This is a genomic window from Neglectibacter sp. X4, assembly GCF_009917365.1.
Taxonomy (GTDB): Bacteria; Bacillota; Clostridia; order Oscillospirales; family Acutalibacteraceae; genus Acutalibacter.
Window position 1 is genome coordinate 1 of sequence record NZ_QWLE01000053.1, and the last position, 18292, is coordinate 18292.

At 54.3% G+C, this 18292-nt stretch carries 15 protein-coding genes and 3 pseudogenes; 16 read left to right on the plus strand and 2 right to left on the minus strand.

Translation table 11 applies throughout. The annotated features are described in order from the left end of the window. A pseudogene (locus D1841_RS14075) lies at nucleotides 1–499 on the minus strand (recombinase family protein); the annotation flags it as partial. Here D1841_RS14075 and D1841_RS14080 point away from each other — a divergent pair. Further along, nucleotides 494–838, plus strand: a pseudogene (locus tag D1841_RS14080) (DUF4368 domain-containing protein); the annotation flags it as partial. The pseudogenes D1841_RS14075 and D1841_RS14080 sit on opposite strands and share 6 nt — an antisense overlap. Before the next feature lie 828 nt (nucleotides 839–1666). Here D1841_RS14080 and D1841_RS14085 read toward each other — a convergent pair. Further along, nucleotides 1667–1816 (minus strand): hypothetical protein, encoded by a 150-nt coding sequence (locus D1841_RS14085; RefSeq protein ID WP_161880068.1) that lies wholly within the window; start codon nucleotides 1814–1816, stop codon nucleotides 1667–1669. A 270-nt stretch (nucleotides 1817–2086) separates the two neighbouring features. Between D1841_RS14085 and D1841_RS14090 the strand changes: the two genes are divergently transcribed. From D1841_RS14090 to D1841_RS19625, 15 genes and pseudogenes are all read left to right on the plus strand, one after another. After that, a complete protein-coding gene (locus D1841_RS14090) occupies nucleotides 2087–3478 on the plus strand; it encodes an MATE family efflux transporter (protein ID WP_347564018.1) in 1392 nt (463 codons plus the stop codon). Then, nucleotides 3475–4053: a 4'-phosphopantetheinyl transferase superfamily protein gene (locus D1841_RS14095; RefSeq protein WP_160644044.1), complete on the plus strand. Its 579-nt coding sequence runs from the start codon at nucleotides 3475–3477 to the stop codon at nucleotides 4051–4053. Before D1841_RS14090 ends, D1841_RS14095 begins: the two co-directional genes overlap by 4 nt. A 171-nt stretch (nucleotides 4054–4224) precedes the next feature. Further along, nucleotides 4225–4890, plus strand: a complete 666-nt coding sequence (locus D1841_RS14100; RefSeq protein WP_160644046.1) for a DUF4830 domain-containing protein — start codon at nucleotides 4225–4227, stop codon at nucleotides 4888–4890. A gap of 120 nt (nucleotides 4891–5010) precedes the next feature. Then, nucleotides 5011–5769, plus strand: a complete 759-nt coding sequence (locus D1841_RS14105; protein WP_160644048.1) for a pseudouridine synthase — start codon at nucleotides 5011–5013, stop codon at nucleotides 5767–5769. 214 nt (nucleotides 5770–5983) lie between these two features. Then, on the plus strand, nucleotides 5984–7096 hold the full coding sequence (locus tag D1841_RS14110; protein WP_160644050.1) for an ABC transporter ATP-binding protein: 1113 nt from the start codon (nucleotides 5984–5986) through the stop codon (nucleotides 7094–7096). Between the two features lie 274 nt (nucleotides 7097–7370). Continuing rightward, nucleotides 7371–8456, plus strand: coding sequence for a helix-turn-helix domain-containing protein (locus D1841_RS14115; protein WP_160644052.1), 1086 nt, complete (start codon nucleotides 7371–7373; stop codon nucleotides 8454–8456). Nucleotides 8457–8647: 191 nt separating this feature from the next. Beyond that, nucleotides 8648–9301: pseudogene (gene ftsE / locus D1841_RS14120) on the plus strand (cell division ATP-binding protein FtsE); the annotation flags it as partial. 323 nt (nucleotides 9302–9624) lie between these two features. Continuing rightward, entirely contained in the window at nucleotides 9625–10533 is a 909-nt protein-coding gene (gene ftsX / locus D1841_RS14125) for a permease-like cell division protein FtsX (RefSeq protein WP_160644055.1), read from the plus strand. Further along, a complete protein-coding gene (locus D1841_RS14130; RefSeq protein ID WP_160644057.1) occupies nucleotides 10526–11689 on the plus strand; it encodes a murein hydrolase activator EnvC in 1164 nt (387 codons plus the stop codon). Before ftsX ends, D1841_RS14130 begins: the two co-directional genes overlap by 8 nt. A gap of 270 nt (nucleotides 11690–11959) precedes the next feature. Beyond that, complete coding sequence (locus D1841_RS14135; protein ID WP_160644068.1) at nucleotides 11960–12739, plus strand: ClpP family protease; 780 nt, start codon at nucleotides 11960–11962, stop codon at nucleotides 12737–12739. Nucleotides 12740–12807: 68 nt separating this feature from the next. Continuing rightward, nucleotides 12808–13749 (plus strand): undecaprenyl-diphosphate phosphatase, encoded by a 942-nt coding sequence (locus tag D1841_RS14140; protein ID WP_160644060.1) that lies wholly within the window; start codon nucleotides 12808–12810, stop codon nucleotides 13747–13749. A 44-nt stretch (nucleotides 13750–13793) separates the two neighbouring features. Beyond that, on the plus strand, nucleotides 13794–16487 hold the full coding sequence (locus D1841_RS14145; protein WP_237076382.1) for a DNA translocase FtsK: 2694 nt from the start codon (nucleotides 13794–13796) through the stop codon (nucleotides 16485–16487). Further along, nucleotides 16417–17388 (plus strand): ComEC/Rec2 family competence protein, encoded by a 972-nt coding sequence (locus D1841_RS14150; RefSeq protein WP_160644062.1) that lies wholly within the window; start codon nucleotides 16417–16419, stop codon nucleotides 17386–17388. Before D1841_RS14145 ends, D1841_RS14150 begins: the two co-directional genes overlap by 71 nt. A 67-nt stretch (nucleotides 17389–17455) precedes the next feature. Then, on the plus strand, nucleotides 17456–17677 hold the full coding sequence (locus tag D1841_RS14155) for a DUF3006 domain-containing protein (protein WP_160644064.1): 222 nt from the start codon (nucleotides 17456–17458) through the stop codon (nucleotides 17675–17677). 218 nt (nucleotides 17678–17895) lie between these two features. Then, nucleotides 17896–18171: a hypothetical protein gene (locus tag D1841_RS19625; protein WP_305801092.1), complete on the plus strand. Its 276-nt coding sequence runs from the start codon at nucleotides 17896–17898 to the stop codon at nucleotides 18169–18171. Nucleotides 18172–18292: the final 121 nt, after the last annotated feature.

The window sequence follows — 18292 nt, forward strand, 5'->3', positions numbered from 1 at the left end:
TCAGCCATATATCCGAGGGGACAATCCCCTCATGGGGCGCAAGCACCAGCATTTGGTCTTTCAGGCTTTGGGCCTTGTCCGGCTTCACATCCCGGCCTTGATAGAGATAGCACCCGTTCATACCCGTAAAGTCGGCGGCGTCATTGACAAGCACCGTCCCCTGGCTCTTGAAAAACTCGTACACATCCAAGTCCGCCTGCACATAGACAGGGTTGCGTAACATCTGCGCCAGCGTGGGGCGTATCAGTTCCCGGCCATTAAATAAAATGCCCTGTTCCGCAAAGTACCGGGTAATGTCCCCATAGGAGGTTGTCGGCTCGGCGTACATCTCAAACATCAGTCGCACATTGGCCGCTTCCTCCGGGTTTACCACCAGCCGCTTTGTGTTGATACCGTCCATCTTGATTGGCTCCGTATGGAAGCCGTAGGGGGCTTTCCCGCCCGTCTTGAAGCCCCGCTGACTGCGGGAATAGTAAGCGTCCGTCACCCGCTTCTGTATCAAGACTGGAAAGACGGGGAAATCACCCAGCAGGAATACCGGGAAATGAAAGCCGATTATGAACGGCAGGCCGCTGGGCTCTCGGATTTGCTGGCCCGGCTGACGGCTGAACGGAAAGAGCTCTCAAACGGCGTTGACCAGCAGCATCCCGCGCTGGTAGCTTTTGCAAAATATCAGAACATCGAAAAGCTGACCCGCGAAATTCTGATTGAGCTGGTAGACCATATCAAGGTTTACGAAAACGGCAATATCAGCGTTCACTTTAAGTTTGCGGACGAGTTCCGCCGGATTGCCGAGTATATTGAAATCAACACCACTGACACCGCCGAGGCGGGCTGATACCCGCCAAAGCATAAAATCCTTTTGACAGTGTGTTTTCCTAATAAAACGCAATCTTATGCCTGCTGAGAACAAAAAATGGAGACGAGGTCACGAAACATGACGGGGTCTCGGGCATTTACTATGATTAAGCGATCTAACGGCTTGTTAGGTCATACACAGGGCATCCATTTTCATGGACGCCCTGTGATTGTAGCGTACACCTCCTGTATTATAAATGGGGGGTGTTTTACCACCCCTTTATAATGCAGGGGGTGCAATTTGTGTACCACCCTTTTGGATGTGGGTGGTGCAATCCACACCGCTAGATGGTCTATAAAATGTCGAGTACCTTACTAAAAATAGCCCTAACTTTGGGTGAGGATATAGCACCATGGTGGGCGCAAATCACAGGGGATCCCTAATGCAGGGAGCCCTTGTAAAAGGATGTCGGTCTGAACTACACCCTTTATGATCTCTTAGTAGGGTGTCCACTTTGTGGACACCCTAGCCGGTATTGGAGGTTAGGTACTCTACAAAATAGGGAGTACCTCCGGGCTTTTAGAAACCGTTTAAGTGTCCTGATTTTTTTGAGTGATAATAAAAATAAGCGCCGACATTTTGAAAAACTCTCACCCGGACAAAACGCCCTGAAAACCTAGTGTTTTCTAAGCGCCGACACGGTTTCTTAGCCCCGACAGATTTTGTCGGGGCTGTTTTCGCTTAAAAACAAAAAATAAGCCCTTTAAGCGGCGTTTGTATGCGTTCGCTTAAAGGGCTGTTGTTATTTTCTTAAAAGCCGCTTAAAAAGCCGCTTAAACCGCTCCAATGCTGGGTTTGTGCGGTTCCTTAAAAGGTTTCTTGTGTGTCCTTAAATGCGCCTAAAAGGTAAATTTGAGCGATTGGCAGGTTTGTGCCGTGCAGGCCGTTTTTGGGCCGAAAACGGGCAAAAAAATTTTGCAATCCCATTTTGCGAGATTGTAAAATTTTAGCTTCCATTCAAGCAGTTTCCCGCGAAAAAACCTAGTATTTAAGCCGTTTCCCGGAGTTTTCCACATTTTTTCATGTTGAAAAGTAGGGCCGTCCTGGATTTCTCACTCTTCATAAAAACTTACACCTGCCCTTGAAGAATACAAGGGAGTATGCCCGTAAATCAAGGCTTTTTTGAGATAATCCACCATTTTGAATGAAAAATGCCGGAACGATTGACAGAGCAGGGCGGGCCTGCTATACTGAACCGGAAGCTTTATAGCGAAAGGGGATGGGGGAGTGCTTTCCAGATTGCGGAACGATCCGTTCTATAAACAAATATGCAAGCTGATGATACCCATCATGCTGCAAAATCTTTTAAACGCCGCTGTGAACTCTGTGGACGTGGTAATGCTCAACTTTGTGGGGGAGTCTGCCATTGCGGCAGTATCGCTGGCGTCCCAGTATGCAAATGTGCTGTTCATGGTGTTTTATGGCCTGGGCACTGGAGCCACTATGCTCTGCGCCCAATACTTCGGCAAAGGGGACATACGGGCTGTGGAGACAGTGCAGGGCATTGCCCTGCGGTTTTCCATGGGCTTTGCGGCTCTGTTTGCCCTAGTCGCAGTGGCGGTGCCGGAATTTATGATGGGTATCTTCACAAATGACCCGGAGCTTATCCGCCTGGGCGCAGGTTACCTGCGCATCCTCAGCGTCAGCTATCTGTGCTGGGGCATCATCGAGGTATACCTTTCTGTCCTGCGCAGCGTGGGGCGGGTGGCCATTGGTACAATACTGAACACAGTGGCAGTAGGCCTTAATGTGATTTTAAATGCTGTGTTCATTTTCGGGCTTTTTGGCGCGCCCCGGCTGGGAGTTATCGGCGTGGCCATTGCCACCTCTGCTTCCCGTGTGGTAGAGCTGGCGCTGTGCTTTGTGGTGTCCCGCCGCAGCCAGAACATAAAGCTGAAATTTTCTACCCTCTTTGTGCGTAACAAATTGCTTATGGCGGATTTTGTCCGGCTCTCCCTGCCTGCCCTATTAAATGACGTGGTATGGGGCGTGGGCTTTTCCATGTATTCGGTTATCCTGGGCCATCTCAGCGCCGAGGCTGTGGCGGCAAACTCTTTTGCCAACGTGGTGCGCAACTTCGGCTCTGTGCTGTGTTTCGGGCAGGCCAACGCCGGAGGCATCCTCTTAGGACAAATGATAGGGGAAAACAGGCTGGAGGAGGCAAAGAAGGGGGCGAAAAAGGTGCTGGGTCTCACCATTATAGGCGGCGTGCTGGGAGGGCTTGTCATCCTGGGCATCCGTCCTCTGGTGCTGCAGTATGCCGACCTTTCCGCCACAGCCATGGGATATTTAAGCGTTATGCTGCTGATAAATTCCTATTACATCATTGGCGGCGCGGTCAACACCACCCTTATTGCCGGGGTGTTCCGGGCCGGAGGAGACAGCCGCTTTGGACTCATCTGCGATATACTGGACATGTGGGTATATGCGGTGCCGTTAGGTTTCCTGGCAGCCTTTGTGCTGGAGCTGCCAGTTGTGTGGGTCTATTTCCTTTTGTGTACAGACGAATTTGTTAAATGGCCTTGGGTTATCAAGCACTACCGCAGTGGCAAATGGCTGAAAAATATCACCCGGGAAGGGCTGTTTGAAGCGCCTGCTTCCGGGGGAGACGCCCCATGATATATCTCGCCCGGGTGCCGGAGGTTCCGGCAGGGCAGAAAGCATTCCTGCACAAGGCTGCCTGGGCTTTGCTGGGCCTAGCCCTGGGGAAGAAGGCCTCCCGGCTTGCAGATTCCCTGCGCTTTGGGCCTCATGGAAAGCCTTATTTGGAAAACGGCCCCCATTTCAGCCTTTCCCACACAAAGGGCCTTGTGCTGTGCGCAGTGGAGGAGTGGAACACTGGCGCAGACGGGGAATACCTGCGCAGCTTTTCTCCCAGGCTGCGGGAGCGGGTGTTCACCCCAGAGGAGCGTGAGGCGGCCCTGTCCTCCTCCAGCCCTGACAGGGCTTTCACTACCTTGTGGACATTAAAGGAAAGCTATATGAAGCTTACAGGCCTGGGCCTTGCCCAAGGGGCAGAAACCCTCCGCTTCCGCTTGGAGAGAGGCCAGCCCTTTTTGGAGGGAAGCGAAGCCTTTTTCCACACGGCTGTGTGGGAGGGATATTCCATCTCCCAGTGCGGGGAGCAGCCTTTTGCAATGGAGATCTGCCCGGTAGATTTTCATCTCCTCAACCTGAGAGAGGATCCACAGTAGAAAATCAGTAAAGAGAATAGCATAGAAGCCGTTGTCCTCTCATATCAATGTCACAGGATTACAGTCAGCGGGCCAAAAGGCCGCAAGAGCCTTGGCCCGGGTGACATACCTGCCCGGAGAAGCTGAAGCCATTCGGTTTCCCCGACTATAAACAGAGAGGAACGGTGCAAAATGGTGGTATCCCTGAAAGCAAACAAAAAGCGGGTTATAGCCTTTCTGGTGCTGGCTGCGGTAGTGGTGGGGGCGTGTATATTCCTGCGTATGGAGAAAGAGCAGGAGCCTCAGCAGCCCCAGGAAATCGTGGGGGAGACAAACGAGGAGCGCGTCGCCTTCCTCCAGTCCTTTGGCTGGGAGGTGGAGGCTCAGGCTGCGGAAACCCGGGAGGTCATGATCCCCGCCGAGTTTAACGATGTGTACACAGCATACAATGCCATGCAGCAGGCCCAGGGCTTTGATTTGCTACCCTATGCCGGGCAGGTATGCACACAGTATAAATACCGGATTACAAATTACCCGGAAAAAACCGAGGTGTTCGCCACCCTCTTGGTATACGGCCGCATTGTCATTGGCGGCGACGTAGCCTGTGCAGAGGTAGATGGCTTCATGCATGGCTTTGCACCGGACAGCGCCCGCTATGGAGAGACTGCCGTAAACAACACTGGCAGCAGGCAGAATGAAGCTTCTGCAAGCAGCGCCCCGGCTGTGGAAAGCGCTCCGGCAGAGAGCGCTCCTGCGGCAGACCAGGGGGCCGCCTCTGCCGTAGAGCCTGTGCAGGAAAGTGGGGTAGAGTCCACCGGGGGAGAGCTTCTGCCGGAGGAGGCCTATCCCACAGACTGAACCGATAATCCATAAAACTGGAGTGTGCGCATAAATTCAAAGGGCAGGGTTGGGGCAGCGGCCCCAGCCTTTGCCTGTTTTCCGGGCAGAACTGCATGTAATTTTTAAGGAGGCACCACTATGCCGGAGCGTCTTGATAAATTCCTCACATCCCAGAACGTATGCAGCCGGAAGGAGGCCGGAAAGCTGGTGCGGGCCGGGCTGGTACAGATTAACGGGGTGCAGGCCCAAAGCCCTGCCCAGAAGCTGGAACCAGGCAGGGACAGGGTAACGGCAGAGGGGCAGGAAATTTTATACAGGCAGTATTTATATATCATGATGCATAAGCCTGCCGGGGTGCTTTCCGCCACAGAGGACAGGCAGGCCCCCACAGTGCTGGATCTCCTGCCCCCGGCCCTTTCCCGGCGGGGCCTGTTCCCAGCGGGGCGGCTGGACAAAGACACCACCGGGCTGCTGATTATCACTGACGATGGAGACTTTGCCCACAGGATGCTGTCTCCCAAAAGCCATGTGTACAAGCTGTACCGGGCGCTGCTGGAAAGGCCCGTCTCCCCGGAGGACATCAATGCCTTTGCCGGCGGCATCTCCCAGGGTGGGACGGCTTTTGCCCCGGCAAAACTCTACACCCTGCCGGGGGAGGAGGCAAATGCCGCCTATGTGGAGATACGGGAGGGGAAGTTTCACCAGGTAAAGCGGATGTTCCAGGCGGTGGGAAACCAGGTGCTGGAACTTAAGCGGTTGAAAATCGGCAGGCTGCGCCTGGATCCTTCCCTGGAGCCTGGCCAGTGCAAGCTGCTGGAAGCTGCCGAAACAGCCGCCATCTTCCAGCGGGACATGGCTGGTTCGGCGGAGAACAGCCCCTCTCCAGGAGATGTTTAGCGGAATTGTCTAAATACCGGAAAAAAACTTTGGGCAAAACAAATCTATTCCCTTCTTACGATTTTTGCTATACTTATACAAAGGGTTGTGTGAGAATATAAAAAAATAATATATTTTCTTCCATCTGGTTATATCAGGCAATCCAACGATGAAATTTAGGAAAGGAGCGGTACAGCCTTTTCTGTGCGGAGCTTGTACTGCGGGGCGGTTTTTTATGGCAAGCGTAACCTTGAAAAATATCAAAAAGGTATACCCCGGCGGCGTTACGGCAGTGTCCGACTTTAATCTGGAAATAGCGGACAAGGAGTTTATCATCCTGGTAGGGCCTTCTGGCTGCGGCAAGTCCACTACCCTGCGGATGATAGCCGGCCTGGAGGAAATAACAGACGGGGAACTGTACATCGGGGACACTCTGGCAAACGGCGTAGCGCCCAAAGACAGGGATATTGCCATGGTGTTCCAGCGGTACGCGCTGTATCCCCACATGAACGTCTTTGAAAACATGGCCTTTGGCCTGAAGCTGCGCAAGCTTCCCAAGGAAGAAATCCGCAAGCGGGTGGAAGCCGCTGCTAAGCGCCTGGATATTTTCTACCTGCTGGATCGCAAGCCCAAGGAGCTTTCCGGCGGACAGCAGCAGCGTGTGGCCCTGGGCCGGGCTATTGTGCGGGATCCCCAGGTGTTCCTGCTGGACGAGCCTCTCTCCAACCTAGACGCCAAGCTGCGCACCCAGATGCGCACAGAAATTGCCAAGCTGCACAAAACCCTGGGCACCACCTTTATCTATGTCACCCATGACCAGACTGAGGCCATGACCATGGGCGATCGTATTGTGGTAATGAAGGATAGCCTTATCCAGCAGGTAGATACTCCTAAAAACCTCTATGAAAAGCCGGTAAACCAGTTTGTAGCCGGGTTTATGGGTTCTCCTCAGATGAACTTTATAGACGCGGTGCTGGGAAAATCCGGGGAAGGGTACACGTTGTCCTTTGGGGGCTGCGTGATGCCAATACCCGGGCATAAGGCGCAGGGGGCGGAGTTGGAGGCCCTTGCGGGCCAAACGGTAGTGCTGGGCATCCGTCCTGAGGACGTGCATGATGAGGAAAGCTTTCTCCAAAAGGCAGGGGGTGCCCATGTGGAATGCACAGTAGAGGTTGCGGAGCTGATGGGTGCGGAAACTTACCTGTATCTTACCTGCGAAGGCGGCAGCCTGACCGCCCGTGTGCCTTCCGACACCCCTGCAAAACCGGGGGACAAGCGCCCCGTTGCCTTTGATCTGGAGAAAATACATATCTTTAATAAAGAAACGGAAAACGCTGTTTTAAACTGACAGATTATACAGAGGGTAAACCGGGGGAGCCTTGCCGCTCTTCCCGGTTTTTTGCGTCATGAGTCCATTTTGTCCCAGCTTTAGAACTTTCAGGCCTTTTTGGGAGAGGGAAAATAGCGGCATATATAAACTTTATTGGAAATAGCCAAAGTTTTTTTCAAAAAAAGGTTGAATTTTCCCAAAAGATTCTGTAAAATGAGACTAGGTAATTTTTATGCTTGCAAAAAGGAAAAATGGCGGGCAGGCACCTGCCGTTTGCGAAAGGGGAAGAGCCATGTCTAACAGATTGTTTCAGGGAATTATCCACCAGATGAGGGATACCATCGACCGCACTATCGGCGTAGTTGATGAAGCTTCCGTAATTATTGCGTGCAGCGACCTTGGAAGGATAGGCGAGGCAAATGAGGAGGTCACCACGGAGGCTTTAACCTCTTCCGATGTTTTCCAGACCGCCGACAGCACCTTCAAGTCCTTTGGCAGCCGCCCCCACCCGGAGTATGCCGTCTTTGTGGACGGGGTTGATCCGGAGGCCAGGAAATATGTGAAGCTGCTGGCAGTGTCCCTCAACAGCATCAAGCAGTATTATGACGAGAAGTATGACCGGGGGAACTTTATCAAGAACGTGATTCTGGACAACATCCTGCCCGGGGATATTTACCTCAAAAGCCATGAGCTGCACTTTGACTCCGATGTGAGCCGGGTGTGCATGCTTATCAAAATCACCGATAAGAACGATGTTTCCGCTTACGAGGTGCTGCAAAACCTGTTCCCAGATAAGAACAAAGACTTTATTATCAATATCAACGAAACAGATATTGCCCTTGTAAAGGAAATCAAGCCCAATATCGACTCCCACGACATTGACAAGCTGGCAGGATCTATTGTAGATACCCTTTCCAGTGAGTTCTACACCCATTGCATGGTAGGCATCGGCACAGTGGTGGACAGCATCAAGGATCTGGCCCGTTCCTTCAAGGAAGCCCAGGTGGCCCTGGAGGTGGGGAAGGTGTTTGACACAGAAACCACTATTGTCAGCTATAATAACCTGGGCATTGCCCGGCTTATCTATCAGCTTCCCACCACCCTCTGCGACATGTTCCTCAAAGAGGTGTTCAAGCGCGGCTCCATCGACTCCCTGGATCACGAAACCCTTTTTACCATCCAGCGTTTCTTTGAAAACAACCTGAACGTGTCCGAAACCTCCCGGAAGCTGTTTGTACACCGGAACACTCTGGTGTATCGCTTGGAGAAGATCAAGAAGATCACCGGGCTGGATTTGCGCGAATTTGAGGATGCCATCGTGTTCAAGGTGGCTTTGATGGTGAAAAAATACCTGTCGAACAATCCGGTAAAATTCTGAGAAAAGTGGTAAAACTGCCGCAAATTGTAATTTATTTGTAATATATGTTACAAACTTATTACAAATTATTCTTATAAAGAATTAAAAAACGTGCGCCCATTGGTATAATACATCTATGCCGGTGGGTGCTGTTGCGTATGCCGCGGTACAGGCTCTGCCTGCACCCACGGGGAAAGGGACGGTCTTGCAGCATGATTGAATTTCGCAATGTATCCAAAGTGTATAACAACGGCACAGAGGCCCTGCATAATATCAACCTGAAAGTGGAAAAGGGGGAGTTCGTGTTCATTGTCGGATCCTCCGGCGCTGGCAAAAGCACCTTCTTAAAGCTGATTATGTGCGAGGAGCGGCCCAATTCCGGCCAGATTATCGTGGACGGCACAGACGTGTCCCGCATCCGCAAGCGGAAAATCCCCTACATACGCAGGAAAATGGGCATTGTGTTCCAGGATTTCCGGCTCATAGACCATATGACTGTGTATGACAACGTAGCCTTTGCCATGCGGGTGGTGGGAGCGTCTCCCCGCACCATCCGCAAGCGCGTACCCTATATCCTCAGCCTGGTGGGCCTGCAGCACAAGGCAAAGCACTATCCCACAGAGCTTTCCGGCGGCGAGCGCCAGCGCGTAGGCTTGGCCCGGGCGCTGGTGAACAACCCCTCCATGATTGTGGCGGACGAGCCTACCGGTAACATCGACCCGGCCCTGTCCTTTGAAATCGTAGATCTGTTAAGCGAGATAAACCGCCGGGGCACCACTGTGCTGATGGTTACCCATGAGCACTCCCTGGTGAAGCATTTCCACAAGCGCATCATCCAGATCCACAGCGGCGAAATTGTGGCGGACACCGCCGCCATGCAGGCGCCGGCCCCCCGGCAGGAGCTGCCCCCGGAAACCGCCGGGGATGACGAATACGCCGAATATGACAACAGCGAGCCTTACGAGCCGGAGGAACAGACGGTAAACGAGGCCCTGGGGGACATGCCCCAGCCCTACGCGGAGCATGATTACGCTGGCCGCTATGAGCCAGAGGAGCGCACAGTGGGGGAGGCCCTGGCTGCCGTTACGCCGGAAGCCTATGAGGACGATGACTATGACGTGTATGACGATTACGAGGACATCACAGAGGACTACCGCCCAGAGGGCGATGAAGACGAGGAGGAGTTCTGATGCACAGCCTTGGATATTTGCTTGCGGAAGGCCTTAAAAGCTTGTGGAAGAACAGGACCATGAGCATCGCCTCTATCGGCGTGCTGATTTCCTGCCTTTTAATGACAGGCATTGCGGGCCTGCTTTCCCTGAACCTCTCCGTAACCATGAAGTCTATTGAGGGGAACAACGTGATAACTGTGTTCCTGGATCAAAGCCTGCCTTCCCTGACAGCGGTGAAAATCGGCGAGGAGCTTAAACAGCTTGACAATATCGGGGAATGTACCTTTGTGCCCAAAGATGATGCCCTTGCCAATATTATGGCAGGCATGGAGGGGGAGAGCGATTCCCTGTTTTACGGGCTTCAGGGCCTGGAGAACCCCCTGCCCGACGCATACACCATCTCCCTGACGGATTTAAGCCAGTATGATGCCACCATTGCCGCCGTCCAGGCAGTGGAAGGGGTGGATCACGTCTCGGATTACCGGGATACGGCCACCAAACTGAGCAACCTGGACAGGCTGGTGCGGTACTGCAGCATTGGCATTGTCATTGTGCTGGGGGTGGTGTCCCTGTTCATCATCTCCAACACAGTAAAGGTGACCATGTTTTCCCGCAGGATGGAGATAAACATCATGAAATCTGTGGGGGCCACAAACGGCTTTGTGCGCATCCCCTTTATTATAGAAGGAATGGTAATCGGCATGTTTTCCGGGGCCATTTCCGCCACAGTGCTGTATTTTGCCTATGATAAAGCAGTAGGCGTGGTATATGGCATCGTGACGTTCCTTTCCATTGTGGACATCCATCCCTATGTGTGGATGCTGTATATTGCGTATATTGTGGTGGGCATGCTGTTTGGTATGATGGGCGGCGTGATATCCATCAGCAGATACTTGAAAAAGGAAGGAGAAAACGCCATTGTTTAAGAAAAACCTGGGGCATAGAGGCCCTTCGTCGCTGTGCAGATGTTTAGCGGCGTTTGTAAGCCTTGTGCTGCTGTGCTGCGGCGGGCCTATGGCTCTTGCCGCCGATTCCCTGGAGGAGCTGCGGGAAAAGCAGGAGAGGCTGGAAGTCCAGAAGGAGATAAACGATCAAAGGCTGGAAGAGCTGGAAAAGACAGCGGAGGAGAAGGCTATCTACCGGGACGAGCTGAACCAGCGGATAGAATCTGTGCAGAAGGAGATTGACGGCCTGCGCACAGGCATCAATGAGTTAAATTGGGAGCTGGGGCAGTTGGAGGAGCGGATTGCCGGGAAGCAGGCCCAGATAGACAAGAGCATGGATCTGCTTAAAGCCCGCATCCGCGCCCTGTATGTTACCGGGGAGCCTTCCGCTGTGCAGGTTGTCCTGAACAGCCGCAGCCTGGTGGAGGTCACCCAAAAAACCCAGCTTTTGCGGGCGGTTACCCAGCGGGACAGGCAGTTGATTGAAAGGCTCAACGGGCAGATAAACGCTATTGAAGGGGACTTGGATAAAATCAATAGCGACAAGGAGCTGTTAGGCCAGCGGAAAAAGGCCCTGGAAGCAAAGAACACAGAGCTGCTGGAATTGTACCGGGAAGCCCAGGATCTGGCTGCAAACGCGGTAGACCAGCAGTGGGGCGTGGAATCCATCGCCGCCATGCTGGAGGGTCAGATGGAAGAAAACGAAGAAGCCATTGCCCAGTTGGAAGTGGAGATTTACGGCAGGCGGATTACCGGAGACTTTGTAGGGACAGGCACCTTTGTGTGGCCCATGCCCGGCTATACCTATCTCACCTGTAATTTTGGCGACGGAGGCCACCGCGGCATTGATATTGCCGGCGGCGATATTTATGGCAAGCCTGTTGTGGCGGCAGACGGGGGCACAGTGCTGTATGCCGGCTGGAATGACAGCTATGGCAATTGCGTCTTTATCGACCACGGCAACGGCTATGAAACCCGCTATGCCCATATGAGCGAACTGGCAGTGGAGACAGGGGAAGTGCTGGAGCAGAGCCAGGTTGTAGGCTATGCAGGCAGCACAGGCAATTCCACAGGGCCGCACCTGCATTTTGAGATTATCTATAACGGGGAGCTTCAAAATCCCATGGGCTTCTTCTAATCCCCGGAAAAGCCTTTTCATAAAGCCAGCCCTGCCCCCGGTTTGCCGGGGGTTTTGGTGGTTTTGGCGGAAACATTTTCCTGACAGAGGGGAGAGGCTCTAATTTATTCTTGCTGAATCTGGCAGGATATGGTATACTTAAATGCGCCCACAGCCCCTTTTATGGATGAGAAAGCCTGTTTCCAGAAAAACTGCGCCAGGATTTTCTCTTGGCTGTATGATTGGCCCTTTTTTCTGGCAGACTATCTCCATAAGGAGGTGCCTGTCAGCATGAAAAAAGAAACCGGCAAGAAAAGCCACACAAAAGCCATGAAGAATATGGACGAAGAACAGCAGGAACAGGAAGCGGAAGCTGTCTCTGCCCAGCAGAAGCAGATAAACGAGAGCGGTTCGGTAACAACCCATTGCCAAGGCCACACCATCCACTGCCTGACTGTCATCGGGCAGATAGAGGGGCACTATATTCTGCCCTCCCAGAACAAGACCACCAAGTACGAGCATGTTATCCCTCAGATTGTAGCTGTGGAGGAGGATCCGGAGATAGACGGCCTTTTAATGCTGCTCAATACGGTGGGCGGGGATGTAGAGGCGGGCCTGGCCCTGGCGGAGCTGGTGGCGGGTATGAAAAAGCCTACCGTCTCCCTGGTGCTGGGGGGCGGCCATTCTATCGGCGTGCCCCTGGCTGTGGCGGCAAAGCAGTCCTTCATTGCAGAGTCCGCTTCCATGACCATCCACCCTGTGCGCATGAACGGTCTGGTGCTGGGCATTCCCCAAACCCTGGAATATTTCCAGCGGATGCAGGATCGCATCACCAATTTCGTCACCCAGAACTCCAATATCAGCAAGGAGCGCTTCACCACCCTTGCCATGAACACCCAGGAGTTGGTGATGGATGTAGGCACAGTGCTGGACGGCCCTGACGCGGTGGATGAGGGCCTGATAGATTCCCTGGGTTCCCTTTCCGACGCTATGGACTGCCTTATTGCCATGATAGGCAGGGAAAAGAAGAAAAAGCATAAAACGGCGCAGGCGAAAAAGAAGGAGAAGTAAACGTCTCCCGGCGTTTACGCCGTTACATACCAGCATAATCCTGATAAACATAGAAAAAGGAGGCCGCCATGACCATTTTTGACGCTGCCCTGCAGGGCATTATCCAGGGGGCTACAGAGTTTTTGCCTGTGTCCAGCAGCGGGCACCTTTCCATCTCCCAGCACATGTTCGGCATAGAATTGCCGGGTATCCTTTTTGACATTATGCTTCACCTGGGAACGCTTCTGGCAGTGGTTTTCGTATACCGCCAGCTTGTGTGGCGGCTGATAAAGGAATTTGGTTCCTTGTGCAATGATGTGATACACCAGAAGTTCAAGTGGAGCGAAATGAACCGGGACAGGCGGCTCCTGATGATGCTCATCATTGGCCTGCTGCCCCTGTTCTTGCTGTTTTTGCCCATTCCCGGCACAGGCATGAAAGTGAAAGACTTTTCCGAAATGCTGGCTTCCGACAGTTCCATCCTGATGGAAGGGCTTTCCCTGCTGCTCACCAGTGCCCTGTTGTTTTTGGGTATCTTTGCAAACAGGCAGACCCGGCAGAAAATGGTAAAAAACCGGGAAGGGGAGATGGTGCCCTCTAAAGGCAGAAAAAAGCTGCACACCGCAGATGCCCTGATAATCGGCTTCACCCAGTGCATGGCGGCGGTGTTTCCGGGATTGTCCCGCTCCGGATCTACCCTGTCTGTGGGTCTGCTGCGGGGCGTCAGCCAGCAGGCCGCCCTGGATTATTCCTTTGTCCTGGGAATCCCCTCTATTGCAGCGGCGGCTTTGGTATCCTTGAAGGACATCGGATCAGCAGGGGAGAGCATTGGCGCAGCCCCGCTGATTGTGGGCATGGCAGTTTCCACTGTGGTGGGCTTTCTGGCTATCAAACTGCTGAAGTGGATCGTCACCACCAATAAAATGGAGATCTTCGCTTACTATACCCTGATTGCCGGGGGCATTGTCACGGTTTTAGGCATTATTGAACATATTATGGGGAAAAACCTGTTTACCGGGAAGCCGCTGTAGGGAGAAACCGGATAGTTCCGTGAGGAAATGGAGGGGGATTCATTTTGGCAGAGAAGAAAGGGGAGCCGGCACAGCGGAAAAGGCCGGCGGCGAAAAAGAGCGCGGCTCCTGCTAAAAAAAAGCCGGCAGGGGGAAGGGGCAAGGCAGCCCCGGCCCGGATGAACGCGGAGGCCATCCGCCAGCGCAATCAAATGCGGGCAGTGGTGATGTTCGCCTGCGCTATTTTCCTGGGGTGCCTGGTGCTGATTCCCGGGGATAACCTGTGGAAATGGGCGCATACAGCGGTTCTGGGCCTGTTTGGCAGTTGGGCCATGCTGTGGCCTGTGCTGATGATTTATATGGCCGTTGTCACCACCTTGGAAAAGCCCCGAGGCCCCATTACAGGCAAGGTGTGGCTCACAGTGGTGATTATCGTGCTGTTCTGCATGACAGGCTTTATCTTCGGCGGGATAAAGCTGGCGGAAGGCTTAAACTTTGGCGAGTACATAAGCGCCCTGTACACCCGTAACGACGGGGTGGGCGGCGGCGTTATCGGCGGGCTTCTGGGCCAGTTGCTCTTGGGAGCGGTCGGCTCCACAGGCGCGAAGATCATCGTGCTGCTCCTGTTGTTTGTGGCCCTGATGGTGCTTACAGGCACCACTCTTATCGGGCTGTTCCGCACTATAAAAAAACCGGTGGACGTGATGTCAGAAGGGCTGCAAAATGCCCGCCAGCGCCGGGAGGAGGAAAGGCTCATCCTGGAACAGGATCGCCACACCATAGACGTGCCCTTAGACCCGGTGGAGGTTTCTCCTGCTGTGGTGGCAGGGGATGTTTCAGCCCTGTTCCCCAAAGCGAAGCCCAAAAAGGAAAAGCCCCAGCGCAATGAAAAGCTGGACAAGCTTCAGGCTGTGTTTGGGATTGAGGAAGAAAAGCCTGCTGAAGGGCCTGTGCAAATACCGGAACCCCAGCCAGAGGCCCCGGAAACCCCTGCCATTGCCGAGAGCACCAGAGAGCTGGACGAGGCTTTAAAGGAGATTCAGGAAATGCCCCTGCCTGTGCCCGCCGCGGTGCCTGCGGATCCAAAGCCGCCTGTGCCTTTGGCAGAGATGGAGGATATTTCCTCCAGCCTGCAAATGGAAATGCCGGAAAAGGAGGAGCCTTCTGACAAGCAGGAGGAATTCCCCGGGGCCACGCCAGAGCAGCTTGCCCTCTATCAGGCAGCAGAGCAGATGCAGGATCCCGCTTCTTATTGCTTCCCTCCCGTAAGTATGCTGAAAGAAAGCCCCAAGGTAGATCCCAGCAAGGAAACCGAGGAGCTGCAGACCAACGGGAGCATTCTGGTAGACACCCTCAGCAGCTTTGGGGTGCAGGTGAAAATTCTGGACATCTGCCGGGGGCCTTCTGTCACCCGGTATGAGATACAGCCGGCAGCAGGGGTGAAAATCAGCAAAATCACCAATCTGGCTGATGACTTGGCCCTGAACCTGGCAGCCACCGGCGTGCGCATTGAAGCGCCCATTCCCGGCAAGGCGGCGGTGGGCATAGAGGTGCCCAACAAAACCCGGAACACTGTGTGTATGCGGGATCTGGTGCAGTCCAACGCCTTCCAGACCTCTAAGGGCAAGCTGAGCGCGGCCTTGGGCCGGGATATTGCCGGGCAGCCCGTCATTGCGGATTTGGCGAAAATGCCCCACTTGCTCATTGCGGGCACCACAGGCTCCGGCAAGTCTGTGTGCATCAATTCTATCATTATCAGCATCCTCTATAAAGCCAACCCCAGCGAGGTGCGCTTTCTGATGATAGATCCCAAGGCTGTGGAGCTAACCGAGTATAATGGCCTGCCTCACATGCTGGTTCCTGTGGTGACCGATGCCCACAAGGCCGCCGGCGCTTTGGGCTGGGCCGTTTCAGAGATGATGAAGCGCTATAAGCTGTTTTCAGAGACAGGGGTGCGCAACCTCTCCGGCTATAACGCCCTGGCGGAATCCCAGGGCTTCCAGGATGAAAACGGACAGCCCATGCCCGCCCTGCCTCAAATTGTAATTATCATTGACGAGCTGGCGGATTTAATGATGGCTGCTCCCAAGGATGTGGAGGATTCTATCTGCCGTTTGGCCCAGTTGGCCCGGGCCGCCGGCATGCATCTGGTAGTGGCAACCCAGCGCCCCTCTGTGGATGTGGTGACAGGCCTTATCAAGGCCAACATTCCCAGCCGCATTGCCCTCACCGTATCCAGCCCTGTGGATTCCCGCACCATTTTAGACTCTGTAGGCGCGGAAAAGCTGCTGGGCCGGGGGGATATGCTCTTTGCGCCTGTAGGGGTGAATAAGCCTGTGCGCGTGCAGGGCTGTTTCCTGGCAGACGAGGAGATATCCTCCATTGTGGAATTTGTGAAAAAGACCAGGGAAATAGAGTATGACGAAAGCGTGCTGGAGGAGATAGAGCGCAACGCTGCCAGCGAAGGCGGCCATGATGATGGCCTGGAAGGCGGGGGAGAGGGGCACGATCCCATGCTGGAGGAGGCAGTCAAATGCGTGGTCGAGGCAGGACAGGCTTCCACCTCCCTTTTACAGCGCCGTCTGCGGCTGGGGTATGCCCGGGCCGGGCGTATTATTGATGAAATGGAGCAGTTGGGCATTGTAGGACCTCATGAGGGATCCAAGCCGCGGCAGGTGCTGATGACTTATGCCCAGTGGATGGAGCGAAACATGCAAAGGTCTGATCCAGCCCCTCCGGCGGCAGATGGGCGGGCATAAGCCGGAAGGCCGGGCGCTTTTGTGCATCCGCCTGGGCCTGGTTTTAGGCGTGATGGTTGTCTTTTCCATCACGCCCCTGGGCGCAGGGCTTTTCAGCCGCCTTTTAACAGATTCCGGCTTCAACGCCCAGGCGGAAAATCTTGACGCTGCTTTTCTGCGCGTCCACGTGCTGGATGTGGGCAAGGCAGACGCTGTCCTTCTGGAAAGCCAGGGCTGTGCGGCTCTGCTGGACGCAGGCACCAGCGAAGACGGGGAAACTGTGGCAGATTATCTTCACCGGCAAGGCATTGAAAAGCTGGACTATGCCATCGTCTCCCACCCGGACAGCGACCATATAGGCGGCATGGCCCAGGTGCTGGCGGAAATTCCTGCGGCCTGCTTCCTGCGGGGGGAGTATTGGGAGGAACCGGGCCAGGAGGCGACAGATCTGCAAAAACTTCTTGCAGAAAGAGGCGTCCCGCAGCGGCTGCTGGCCCCGGGCGAAAGCTTTTCCCTGGGCTGTGCCAGCCTTACAGTGCTTGGCCCTTTAGAAGACTATAAAGACTCGAACAACAACTCCCTGGTGCTGAAGCTTGCCTGTTCTGACTTCACAGCCCTGTTCTGCGGAGATATGGAGAAAAAGGCGGAAAAGGACTTGCTTGCCTCTGGCGCAGACATTTCCGCCGACTTCCTGAAGGTAGCCCACCATGGCAGCCGCACCTCCACCACAGAGGATTTTGCCCAGGCGGTTTCCCCCAGGCTGGCAGTGGTGTCTGTAGGGGCGGATAACAATAACCTGCCACGGCAGGAGCCTTTAAGCGCTTTGGAAAAGGCGGGGGCCTATGTGCTGCGCACAGACCTGGATGGCAATTTACTTTTTTCCTATAACGGGGAGCGGATTTCCATCAGGAAAGATGCCTGAGAGACAGAAAAATGGTATAGAAAGGAACGAATACGGGGCATAGGCTTCGTATCGCAGGACGATTTTTATGAAACAGCTTATCATCGACCGCTATGAGGGAAAATATGCTATCTGTGAAGATGGGGAGCAGAAATATTTTGCCATCGAGCTTTCCGAGCTGCCGGAAGGAGCAAAGCCTGGCTGTGTGCTGGAAATTACCGATAACGGGGAGCTTTCCCTGAACCTGGAAGAAACCCAGCGCCGCCGCCAGCGGATTCTGGAAAAACAGCGCAGAGCCTTTGGCGGGTAAACTGCTAAGAAAAGAGCACCTGAGAGATCGGAGTCCCCGGTTTCTCAGGTGCTTTTTTCTCTGTGCCTTTGCAGGCACCTTTCCTGTTTCAGGGCATATACTGAAAGTGGCCCCTACTTCTGACGGGAATTCGGGGCACATTGAATTTAGGAGGTTTTTTCAGGCGTGAATATGAATCGGTATTCAGGCTTCCAGGCCTCTGACGGGCTGGATGGACGTTGTGGCTGCGGCGGTTGTCCGCCGAATGGCTGCCCTCCTGCTCCGCCGCCCTGTTGTCCTCCGCCCCCGTGGCCGCCTTGTCCCACTGGCGGCACAGGCATCACCGGCCCAACAGGTGCTACTGGCCCCACCGGGCCTACAGGCCCTACGGGAGCTACTGGCCTGCGAGGGCCAACAGGCCCTACAGGGGCAAATGGCATCACCGGGCCAACGGGGCCTACTGGTGCAAACGGGATTACCGGGCCAACCGGGCCTCGGGGCAGTACGGGGGCTGACGGCGCAACGGGTGTTACCGGGCCAGTCGGCCCTACGGGAGCCACAGGCTCAGACGGAATCCCTGGCCCCACAGGCCCGGTAGGGCCAACAGGCGCTGCGGGTGCCACCGGGCCAGTCGGC

Coding starts and splice junctions, on each gene's coding strand:
- D1841_RS14100 (WP_160644046.1), top strand. CDS start 4,225: ATGGTGGTATCCCTGAAAGCAAACAAAAAGCGGGTTATAGCCTTTCTG.
- D1841_RS14105 (WP_160644048.1), top strand. CDS start 5,011: ATGCCGGAGCGTCTTGATAAATTCCTCACATCCCAGAACGTATGCAGC.
- D1841_RS14085 (WP_161880068.1), bottom strand. CDS start 1,816: ATGGAAGCTAAAATTTTACAATCTCGCAAAATGGGATTGCAAAATTTT.
- ftsX (WP_160644055.1), top strand. CDS start 9,625: ATGCACAGCCTTGGATATTTGCTTGCGGAAGGCCTTAAAAGCTTGTGG.
- D1841_RS14150 (WP_160644062.1), top strand. CDS start 16,417: ATGCCCAGTGGATGGAGCGAAACATGCAAAGGTCTGATCCAGCCCCTC.
- D1841_RS14135 (WP_160644068.1), top strand. CDS start 11,960: ATGAAAAAAGAAACCGGCAAGAAAAGCCACACAAAAGCCATGAAGAAT.
- D1841_RS14095 (WP_160644044.1), top strand. CDS start 3,475: ATGATATATCTCGCCCGGGTGCCGGAGGTTCCGGCAGGGCAGAAAGCA.
- D1841_RS14140 (WP_160644060.1), top strand. CDS start 12,808: ATGACCATTTTTGACGCTGCCCTGCAGGGCATTATCCAGGGGGCTACA.
- D1841_RS14155 (WP_160644064.1), top strand. CDS start 17,456: ATGAAACAGCTTATCATCGACCGCTATGAGGGAAAATATGCTATCTGT.
- D1841_RS14110 (WP_160644050.1), top strand. CDS start 5,984: ATGGCAAGCGTAACCTTGAAAAATATCAAAAAGGTATACCCCGGCGGC.
- D1841_RS14115 (WP_160644052.1), top strand. CDS start 7,371: ATGTCTAACAGATTGTTTCAGGGAATTATCCACCAGATGAGGGATACC.